General features: G+C 42.4%; 5 protein-coding genes and 1 pseudogene. All 6 read right to left on the minus strand.

Translation table 11 applies throughout. The features are described 5' to 3' along the window. Window positions 1–853, minus strand: a pseudogene (locus ACESK1_RS10390) (glycosyl hydrolase family 31); the annotation flags it as partial. Between the two features lie 98 nt (window positions 854–951). Continuing rightward, complete coding sequence (locus tag ACESK1_RS10395) at window positions 952–2,727, minus strand: glycoside hydrolase family 66 protein (RefSeq protein WP_372920117.1); 1,776 nt, start codon at window positions 2,725–2,727, stop codon at window positions 952–954. A gap of 10 nt (window positions 2,728–2,737) precedes the next feature. Continuing rightward, the gene (locus ACESK1_RS10400; RefSeq protein ID WP_372920118.1) at window positions 2,738–4,210 is read right to left on the minus strand and encodes a SusF/SusE family outer membrane protein; all 1,473 of its coding nucleotides are present in this window, start codon (window positions 4,208–4,210) and stop codon (window positions 2,738–2,740) included. Window positions 4,211–4,228: 18 nt separating this feature from the next. Further along, a complete protein-coding gene (locus ACESK1_RS10405; protein ID WP_372920119.1) occupies window positions 4,229–5,704 on the minus strand; it encodes a RagB/SusD family nutrient uptake outer membrane protein in 1,476 nt (491 codons plus the stop codon). A gap of 12 nt (window positions 5,705–5,716) precedes the next feature. Next, window positions 5,717–8,749: a SusC/RagA family TonB-linked outer membrane protein gene (locus ACESK1_RS10410; RefSeq protein ID WP_372920120.1), complete on the minus strand. Its 3,033-nt coding sequence runs from the start codon at window positions 8,747–8,749 to the stop codon at window positions 5,717–5,719. A 210-nt stretch (window positions 8,750–8,959) separates the two neighbouring features. Further along, the coding region (locus ACESK1_RS10415; RefSeq protein WP_372920121.1) for a DUF6377 domain-containing protein at window positions 8,960–9,294 on the minus strand (335 nt) is incomplete at its 5' end.

Consider the following 9,294-nt stretch of genomic DNA (forward strand, 5'->3'; position numbering starts at 1 on the left):
GGGTAAGTTTTTCATTGGTGAGCATACCCCGACTCTGGGAAAAGCCCAGCGCCCAGTTTGGCGGCATAATAGGCTGCCCGGTAAGTTTAGTATAACTGCCAATGATCTCTTTATGGTTTTTTCCATAAAGGAAGTAGTAAATAAAGGGGCCGTCAGAGGCAGAAAATGAATAATAATCTTCAGAAGATTCTCCAAAATCGAATTGGGATTTATACGTATTATCGAAGAAAATTCCATAATTATTAGTGCTCAGAAAAAAGGGGATGCTTTTATAAAGCGGATCTTCAACATCTGAATAGCAAGGTTTGTCGCTATTCCACATAGTATAGGAATTCCCCCTGCGGTTAATCGAACCGGTTTTTTCACCCAGACCGAAAAATTGTTCATCTTTCTGAAGGATCTTTTTTGCAGTAACCTCAGTACCATCGGTGGTATAGGCTTCTTCAGCAAAATCGCCCATCACCAGGCGCTGGTATTTGTCAAAAATCTTTACGTTAAAAGGAGCTTTTTCCACCACCACCCGAAGATCTTCGGTAAAAATTTCAAAAGCAGCTTTAGATTCATTCACGTTAACGGAAAACCCGGGGTCGAATTCCTCATCAACTACTGCGAAGGACTCATTATTTCTTTCAAATTTCCCATTGGGAGCATACCAAAATTTAATGTTTTTGGCATCCAGAAATTCCAGGGCTATTTTGGCCCCGGCATCACAGCCAAAAATAATCCTGTTTTCTTCTTGTTCAAGTATTTCATTGCAGTTTTTACTGAAGTTTTCCTGAGAAAAACCAAGGGTAAAAATCAACAGAAACACTGGAGTAATTATTAATTGGATCTTTTTCATGTTCTTTTTCATTCTGAAGATTATTCCTCTTCTCAAGCTGGAAAAGGAGATATGAATAAGCCGGACACCCGTGTTTATTCAGATGCCCCGGCTAATTTCAGCTAATTTTATTAATTGTACTCTACCACAATCATACTCCAGTATTCCAGATAAGGCAGTCTTACTAAAACCTGTCCGTTACTCGGATTAAACTCGAGTTCTCTGGAAGCTCCTCCTTCAAAATCGGGAGAGGCAAACCATACTTTTGAGATATCACCGGTTTCCTGCAAATTGACTAACAGATTGTTCACAGGGGTAGGACTAGCCTGGTTGCCTTCGTTGTCTCTCCAGTTCATCGTAGTGGCCTGTGAAAAGTTTAGCAGGTGGATAACCTGTTTGTTATTTACTCGTTTTCCGGCCACGGCAACATTGGAAGCCTGTGGAGGCCAGCTACCAAAATTCACTTTCCCGTCACCTGTGGAAACATCGGGATAATTAAAGTCCCCTCCGTCCCTGAGCAGATTTTCATAGGCAGTCATAAAATCGTAATATTTAGTCAGCCTGTTTTGCAGGTCGCGACTCATCGACAGATTGTTGTTTGGAAAATATTCTTTCCCCAACATATGCTCCCCAAGCTCAAGATGTGCTCCACCAAATGCAAAGATCACAGCATCTGTAAGGAGCACTCCCGGAGTATTGAACTGGCCGGTGTTATCAGCCAGGTCATAGTTCATATAAGCCGCGAGTACTGTTTGCTTTTCGTTGTTGGAATATCCGTAATTATCGGTAATCACCTCAGCCAGGTCACCGTAGCTATTGGCGCTCCAAACTTCAGTATAAAGGAAATCAACCTCTTCGTCGGCAATGTTTTCCTGTGCATACTGATCTACCGCATTCATCACCATACTTTTTTCAGCATCGTCCTGTTTCATCTCATCTATAAAATCTCCAAAGGCATTGGGAAGATCTATACGATTTCCGCTGTAATCATAAACATCACCCCTGTTCCCAAGCTGGTCGATATGAAAACCGTCAAAAGCCAGGTTTTCGTACACAAGATCGTTTTGATCTTTCAGGTACTGCAACCAATCGGGATTAGACGGATCGGTTAAATATATGTCACTGATAAACGGCGGTTGGGGCAATTCGTGCCTGTCTTTCCAATCCTGATTCGGGTCGTTATACAGAAACCAATCTTCACCAATTCCGTAGTCTTCATAATCATCAAGAGTACCATAAGCCAGGTTGTAGTACATCGCTTTCATATTGTTCTGATGCGCCAGGTCGATATAATCTTCGACCGTAGAAAAATAGATTTCTCTATCAATTATATCCCTCCACATCTCTTGCGGGGAACCGTTCTCCATGGCTAAAGGTGCGTGAGGTTTATAATGCCAGTCATAAAACTGGAGTCCATTGATATGATACCTGTTAAGATTGGAAATAATTTCCTCCTTCTTATCATCGGCAATATCCCCGAATTTTGAAAGAAAACCGTAGCGTGGAAACCGCGCCCAGTCTGAAGATACATCAATAGCTACAGTACCCAGTATCACTTCTTCCCCATCTTCATTTTCGGAAAACACCTCCAGCATATAGCCTCTGAAATCGTTGGAAGGGGGCGTCCAGGTCCAGGTTTGCGAAGAAAGATTTTCCTCATCAACTACCTCATTCAGGTGCTTGTATCGCACTACTGCATTGGAAGGAACCTCATCAACTGAAATTTCCACTTCTTCCCCCGGATCATATCTCGCCTTGTCGGTGCTAAGAAAAACCTCGGTAACCGGTTGTTCCCCTCCGGTACCCGGTTCTTTTGACCCGGTAACATCATCATCTTTTTCGCAGGAAACCAGCGCTGCTAAAAACAGCGCCAGTATCCCCGAAAATCTTTTCATTTTATCAATCATTCTGATTTTTTTATTGTGCTTCAATACTGATGGTCTCCGCGTCAAGATCTACCGTTATGATATAATCTCCGGCTTCGCCATCCTGAAGCTTCCATTTATTATCGGGACCGTCACAGCCTTGGGTATAGATGAAGTCGGTGTTTGAGATCGATTGTCCATTTGAAGTGGGATTTATCCATTCGCCATCACACCAGTCTCCTTTAAATTTGGCTATTTTGAATTCGCCTGTCGCATTTTCTTCGCCAAGTGGCCCTGTATAAGTATAAACACTTCCACTTCTTTCCATTGGCTCGGGATTGTTGATATCCCAGCCATTCGGACCACCATCTCCAACTATGTAGAGATTTACCGGCTCAATTTCCACGCTTTCGTCACGGGTATTCACGGTGATCTTGTAACGACCTTCGGTTTCTTCAGTTATTCTCCAGGTATTATCTACATCACAACCTGAATTTTGCTCAACATCGGTATTGGTGATTTCCTGATCGGCTTCGATCGGTCGGTACCACTGCCCGCACCAATCGCCCATTGGGCCGGCAAAGATCTTCATTGCTCCCGGGCTAAGGGTTCCTTCATATTCAAAGATGAAAGGATCTTCTTCATTTTGTTCAAATTCAGCCGGATCATCAACTGTCCAGCCGCTTTCGGTTCCGTCTCCCACAATGTATAATTTACCGAATGGCGGATCGTCTACGGTAGAAACTGAAATGGTTCCGTCAAGGAGATTAACTTCAATATTGTAAACCCCGGCTTCAGTAATCTCAAAAGCATCATCCGGTTCATCATCTGAGGTCCTATAGAAAAGGCTGTTTTCGTCTTCACCCATATTATAAGAAGGAAGGAATTCACCTAAAGTGGTGATGAATTTGAATTCTCCTTCATTAAGGTTTCCGGTGTATTCGAATACTGCTTCATCTCCCTGCCTGGTCATTTCAATAGGGTTATTAGCATCCCAACCGTTTGGTGAGGCGCTTCCAATCAAATAAAGTTCTTCAGTAAGGGGCTGATAGGTAGTGGCAGTAAAAGTAACCACGTCTACCTGGTCCATATCTTCTTCACCTCCTACACTGGCTGTAATTCGGGCTGTTAAATCAACCGATTCTCCGGCTTCCACGCCATAGGTATTCTGCAAAATATCATTTAAAACTCCGTACCGAAGCGAAAATTCATAGGTCTCTTTGCCGAACTCGTATTCAAGCGGAAATGTAAAGTCATTTTCCTCAAGGTCAATTTCCAGGGTGTAGAAAATCCCCTGATTTGTACCATAATTTGTTCCCGTAGACCAGGTGAATTCCAGTTCCTGGTTTTTTTCTTCTTCTGAAAGTGCTACCGATTCTTCTGAAATACTTAGTTGCAATTCGTCATCTATATTCTCAAAAGATGGGTCGTAAAGATCATCACTATCACAAGATACACTGAAGGCAGCCGTACCCAGCAATACCATCCAAAGGAATAAATGTTGAAAGTTTAAATATTTTTTCATGTTCATTTACTTTTTAAGTTAGTAACCTGGATTTTGTGAAAGATTTGGATTCCTGTCAAGTTCAATTTGAGGAATTGGGAACAGCAAATGTTTTTCTGAAGCATTATTTTTCCCTATCGAGTGAAGGAAATCCAGACCATACTGCCCGTTATTTACCCTGATAAGATCTAACCAGCGCTGACCTTCAAAAGCGAGTTCAATTCTACGTTCGTGCAGAACTGCTTCCTTAAATTCTTCCTGTCCCAGTCCCTGGACAATATCATCCAGCCCGGCACGGTTTCTAACCATATTCAGGTAATCTTCGGCTTCATCGGTACGGCCAAGTTCATTCAAGGCTTCAGCTTTAACCAATAATATGTCGGCATAACGCAAAACCGGAAAATTCAACGGACTGTTATCATAAGCCGAAACTTCGCTAAGCGGCACTAAAAATTTCCGCACGTTGTATCCGGTTTGTGAATAATCGCTGTCATATTCTTTTCCGTCAAAATCAGGTCCGCCTTCATAAAGAATAGTGACATCTTTTCTCAAATCCCCGTCCTCATAAGAGTTCACAAATTCTTCAGTAGGCTGGTTCCACCCATAACCTCCGGCAACAAAATTAGCTCCCCTTGGCCCCATGAACGGGCTCGTCCAGGAAGACTGGTTATCGTCGCTCCAAAAATCCTCCCCGGCATCATCGGTATACTGCACTTCAAAAATAGACTCTACTCCATTTTCATTGTCTATGCTAAAATTATCTGCGTAGCTGTCATTTAGAGCATAGCCAAGACTTTCCACCTCAGTTGCGGCATCAACTGCTTCCTGCCAGTTGCCAAGGCTAAGATGTACTTTGGCAAGCAATCCATAAGCGGCAGCCTTTGGTACTCTTCCAAGGTTTTCCCCGTTATAGGCAGATTTCTGCGGAAGCAATTCAGCAGCTGCGGTCAAATCGTTTATAACCTGCGCATAGACTTCTTCCACCGGGTCTCTCTCCGGCAGCAGATCATCATCTGAACTCTGCGGTACGGTTACCAAAGGAACGTCCCCAAAAAAGGTTGCAAGGATATTGTAATAATGAGCTCTTAGGAAATAAGCTTCTCCCATTGACCTGTCGCGAATATCTTCGTCGATTTCCATAGTTGGTGCAACATCTAAAACAATATTAGACATTAGAATTCCCGGCCATGGGCCACGCCAAAGGTCAAGTGCCCCGGCATTATCGGTTGAAGTTACAAAGTTGGCCATATTAGTGGTTTCTATACCATCGGTTCCTCCACCTGCACCTACAATGCTGTTGCCGGCAATGATATCAGTGGTCCACATCCTCATATTGTAGAGTTTTGGCCTTTGCATCGGCTGGTAAGCTCCGTTTACAATAGTCACCAGCTCATCGGCTGTTGCCGGGTAGTTTTCGGTATTAATCGAATCCAGGGGTTGCCTGTCCAGGAAATCATCGGAGCATCCCGTGATAACTGCAAGAGAAAGCAGTAAAAATATTTTATAAATCTTCATAGTTTCTTCTTTTTAAAATCCAACATTAACTCCTAACAAGATAGTCCTGGTAACGGGATAGTTGTTATTATCTATTCCGTTTGGACCTACTTCAGGATCAAATCCTGAATAGTCGGTCAGAGTATATAAATTCTGGCCTGAGATATAAACACGCGCCGAGCTTAATGCATTCTCAGCAAATGTTTCCACTGGAATATTATAACTCAGGTTCACGTTTCTTAATCTTAAATAAGAACCGTCTTCAATATAGCGTGTTGAAGGGCGGGCGTTATTGTTAGGATCTCCAAAAATGGCACGAGGCATGGTGTTGCTGGTGCCTTCGCCAGTCCAACGGTCAAGAACTGCGGTAGACTGGTTACTGGTAACGGCCATACCTTCAGTAAAAATTCGGTTGGCGTTAAAGATGTCATTTCCGTAGACTCCCTGAAGGAAAATATTTAGATCAAAATTCCCCATTTTAAAGGTATTATTAAAGGAATATGTGAAATCGGGGTTTGGATTACCAATAATGGTACGGTCATCGTCATTTATCACACCGTCATTATTTAAATCCTTATACCTGATATCTCCCGGAGCGGTACTGGTAGCAGGATCATTTCCGGCAACCTGCACGGCGGCATTATCTACTTCTTCCTGCGTTTGGAAGATTCCCACTTCCTCAAATCCGTAGAAAACATTCACCGGATAATTTGGCTGAATTCTGGCCAGGTTATAGTTAAGGCCGATTCCACCAGTTGTCATTGGGGTATCGCTGTTAATATTCATTACCTCGTTATCGTTGTAAGTGAATACGAAATCTGAGGTCCAGCTAAAGTTTTCCTCTTCGATATTTTGCGTGGTCAGCAATACTTCAACCCCCTGGTTTCTGATCTTTCCTGCATTAATAGAAGGCACAAAAACATCAGAATACCCTGAAGTTACCGGCACCGCCATAGGTACGAGCATGTCTTCGGTATCTTTTCGGTAAAGATCTAGCGTTAAATCCACTCTATTGTCGAACAATGTGGCATCCACACCAAAGTTGTATTGTTTCTGGGATTCCCACTGCACGTTAGCATTGGGCAAAACCGTAGGAACAGCAGCTGTTACCAGGTTACCATTGAAATTGTATAGATTGGTGTTATAGGAAGAAGCAAAGGCATAGTTTCCTATCTCCTGGTTCCCGGTAATACCATAACCGGCACGAATTTTCAGGTCGTTGATATTTTCAGAATCCACGAGGAAATCTTCTTCTGAAAGTCTCCATGCTGCCGAAGCCGAAGGGAAAGTTCCGTATTTATTTCCTTCTCCAAATCTTGAAGAACCATCACGACGAACGGTAGCCGTTAATAAATATTTACTTCGGAAATCAAAAGTACCGCGCGCAAAATAAGAGAATATCGCCCATTCTGATTCGGTTCCACCAATTTCCTGTTGATCCGTTCCGCTATCTAATTGCTGGGTGGATGTACTGGCAAAATTCTGAATAGATCCTCCCATGGTCTTAAACCTGTTCTCCTGGGCACTGGTACCTACAACTCCGGTAAATCTGCTTCCGTCTTCAAAGCGTTTCTCGTAGGTAAGGGTGTTATCCCAAAGTAGAGTTATGCTTCGGTTGGAAGATTCCGACAAAAATTCGTTTTGGCCAATATGCGCATCCCATTCATAGGATGGAGCCCAGGTTCTCCCAAACCAGAAGTTTGTCTCTCCCCCAAAGAGGGTTTTAAAGGTGAAATCTTCAAGAAAATCTAATTCTGCAAAAACAGATCCCTGGATGTTATAACCCTCGGTAGAGTTTTCTACAATATTGGCCTTACCTATTGGATTCTCAACATCTCCGTAATATAAAGGCTGACCAAGCGGTCCCGAGAAATCACCGTCTTCGCGATAGATTGGATTGGTAGGAAGTGAAAAAATCGCGTTGTTGATATTAGTATCTCCACTTTCCTTTTGATCATAATTCATTTTCAGGTTATTCCCAAAACGAAGATTATCGTTGATCTCTGTTTCACTGTTAAACTGGAAGATGTACCTTTCGTAATCATTATTGATAATGATACCTTTCTGATTAAAAGCATTTAGCGAAGTATACACCTTAGTGTGTTCATTCCCGTTGCTGAAGGAAACAGTAAAATTGTTTTGCCTTCCGGTTGTGAATAAGGCATCCAGCCAGTCTGTGCCTTCGCCAAGCGAAGAAGGATCAGCATATTCAGGATTTGTTTCATATCCGGCATTGGAGAGCATTTCATTATTAAATTCCGCAAACTGACGGGCATTTAAAACGTCAATCATATCGGTAGAATGCTGAATCCCTGAAAAGGCTTCCACATTAAACTGCCCTTTTCCGTCTTTCCCGCTTTTGGTGGTTATGATCACCACCCCGTTAGCTCCACGGGAACCGTAAATGGCCGTAGCCGAAGCATCTTTTAGCACTTGCAGCGACTCAACATCCTGCATGTTTACCTGATTTAAACCGCCGTTTAGTGGGACTCCATCTACCACTACCAATGGGTCGTTATTCCCAATTGTCCCAATTCCACGAATTCTAATAGTAGGATTTGTACCCGGAGCACCTGAGGTAATTACTTGTACCCCGGCAGCCCTACCTTGCATGGCATCACCAATGTTTGAAGCCGGCTGCGATTCTACATCATCCAGATCTATAGAAGCGACAGATCCTGTTAGGTCTCGTTGTGTTGTCTGGCCGTAACCAATCACTACCACCTCCTCAAGGGCGTCGGCGTCTGATTCCATTACGATCTCAACTTCTTCGGAAGTAGCTTCAAACGTTTGCGTTACATAACCTAAAAAACTCACTTCCAGTTGAGCATTTTCACTTACGACAAGCTCAAAATTTCCGTCAAAATCGGTTACCGCACCATTACTGGTTCCTACTTCTAATACCGATGCACCTGGCAGTGGAATTCCCGTTTCGTCGAGAACAATCCCGCTAACGGTAATATCAGAACCTTGTGCCCCCGCAAAAAGTGGAAGGCAGAAAAGGAGCATCAACGTCACTTTGGCCCGTAGTCCTCTAATTCTTAAAATTTTAAATTCATTTCGCATTTGCTAAAATTTAATGTCTGTTAAAAAGTGTATGTGTCAGTTAATGATAACACTTCAAACTTCGAAAAATTAAAGACTCCTTTTAGGTTTTTAAAAATCCATATAGAAAAATTCAGGATTAAATATAATGTAAATTACTGACTACTAGTTTTATAGTATAGATTATATACGTAGATACATATAGAAAATAAGAGGTGCCACAAAAGAAGATTAGAGCCTAAGAGTGGTATTTTCGATTAGTTTATCGTCAAAATCCTTTTTATCCAACCTGGATTTTTTTCTGATTTTGGTTTTATAAGCGTAGATAGAGTTAACGGAATACCCAAGAATTTGAGCGATGATTTCGTTGTGTTTAATTCCGAGTCTAATCAAGGCAAAAATGCGGAGTTCTTTATTGAGGAGCTGACCATTTTTCAGGGTAATTTGTTCCTCAGGCTTGAGCAGGGAATTAAATTCCTCAATAAAATTCGGGAAGAGTTTAATAAAGGCTTCATCAAAATTCCTCATCAGTTTTTCCTTTTCGCGTCTCAGGTTTAAACTGCTGA

The sequence above is a fragment of the Salegentibacter sp. genome, from assembly GCF_041642575.1.
GTDB lineage: Bacteria > Bacteroidota > Bacteroidia > Flavobacteriales > Flavobacteriaceae > Salegentibacter.